Annotated in this window: 1 protein-coding gene; it reads right to left on the bottom strand. The window is 43.6% G+C overall.

Going from position 1 to position 1,586, the window contains the following annotated elements:
* Nucleotides 1-94: 94 nt before the first annotated feature.
* Nucleotides 95-1,207 carry a PTS transporter subunit IIC gene (locus tag QOS10_RS09260; RefSeq protein ID WP_152698231.1) on the bottom strand — a complete coding sequence of 371 codons (1,113 nt, stop codon included), beginning with the start codon at nt 1,205-1,207 and terminating at the stop codon, nt 95-97.
* Between the last annotated feature and the right edge of the window lie 379 nt (nt 1,208-1,586).

The following is a 1,586-nucleotide window of genomic DNA, read 5'->3' as shown; positions in this document are numbered from 1 at the left end:
ACTCCTTTTTTAGTCTACTTTGAGTCTAACCTTGTTAGGCTTTTTTTGTTAAATGTTACGAACTAGCAAATCGCGTGCTTTGATATTTTAAAAATTAGAATACTTCAAGATGAAGTTGGTTTTCCCCGATGAGACCCATTTTCTTCATGAAGAGGTAGATTGCTAATGACATGACTCCGGGAACAACAACCCCCAAAGTCATGTAGGTGGCAAATTGATCCCATCCCCGAGAAAGGTAAGCGATTGGGGCAATCAATGAGTTAAGACCTAAACCTCCTAACGTGTAGGTGGAACGGAAGTGGAAAAGAACCGTTGCTACCGGGGCGCAGACTGCCGCTGAAACTAGCGATGGCACTAAGAGATATGGGTTTAACAAAAGATTTGGAAATTGCAGTTTCGGTGTGACAATTCCTTGAGCGATGTTAGCTCCAAGTTCATTTTGCCGCCAAGACATTACCGTAAAGGCAACGAATTGGGTGGTCGTCCCGATCAAAGCCGCAGCGGATGAAACGGGATCCAACATCAAGGCAACTGCCAAGGCGGCGGATGAAGCCGGGGTCATCAAGAACAATGACCAAACTAATGAGATAACAACTGAACCTAAAACGGGGTTAACCGTCATTGAGTGAGCGATGTAAGCTGAAACCGCTAAGAGGGCTGGTGTAACGACAGCGGCAACTAATAAACCGAAGGCAACCCCAACGGCTAAAGCCCCAAATGGGACAAGAACCATATCAAGCGGCGTTTTACCCGTTAAGTATTTTCCAACTAGAACACAAGCAACCGCTGCTAAAAGCGCCGAAACTGGTTGACCAGAAGTCATTACCGGAGCGCCAACTGTTGAAACAAAAGCTTGGCCGGTTGCGGTTGTAGTATGTACAGATGCGTTAGTAAAATGAACCGCATTGGCACCGACAGTTGCTGAAACTAGCGAGGCAAAGGTAACTAAAGTTGTCGTATTCAATTGTGAAGCAACGGCGACCCCGATTGCTGGGGCAAGTAGGGCTTGAGCTTCAGCCCCAACTAAAGAAATAGCATGGACACCAGTTAGGTTCCCGACGGTTGAAAGAAGAAGTCCACCCCCTAGAACTACGAGAATGGCGTTGGCGGTTGCGGCGAACACCCGATATAGTGCTTCTTTGAAGCGGGAGGCGTTCGCATATGTAGTAGACGCTTGCTTTGAAGTAGGTTTGACACTAGCTTCCATGAGCAATCCCTCCTTGAATATGTATATTTAATTTTGATGGTGTTAGTTTACGGGAGTTAAATTAAAAAGTCAACCGTAAATTCTAATGTTTTTCTAATTATCAAAATTTGGTCATTTTGATAATTAACCTATCAAGCGCTTTCGTAGTTGAATTACCAGTTTTTCTCTCACTGGACTTTTATTTGAGGTTTTACCCAAAGATAAGCTAAAATCAAAGGGGAAGAGAACGATTAGAACTTTGATACTTTGAAAAAACAGATGAAGAGGACTTTCACCCTAGATTGGAGAAAAATAATGTATTCAACGTCAATTGCTAGTTTGTAACATTCCAAATTTTGCTAGATTATTCGTCATGACAAGTGCCTCGATCTGTGCTTGC

This window comes from Limosilactobacillus galli (assembly GCF_947381495.1).
In the GTDB taxonomy this organism is placed as follows: Bacteria; Bacillota; Bacilli; order Lactobacillales; family Lactobacillaceae; genus Limosilactobacillus; species Limosilactobacillus galli.
This window is presented reverse-complemented; position numbering and strand designations above follow the sequence as displayed.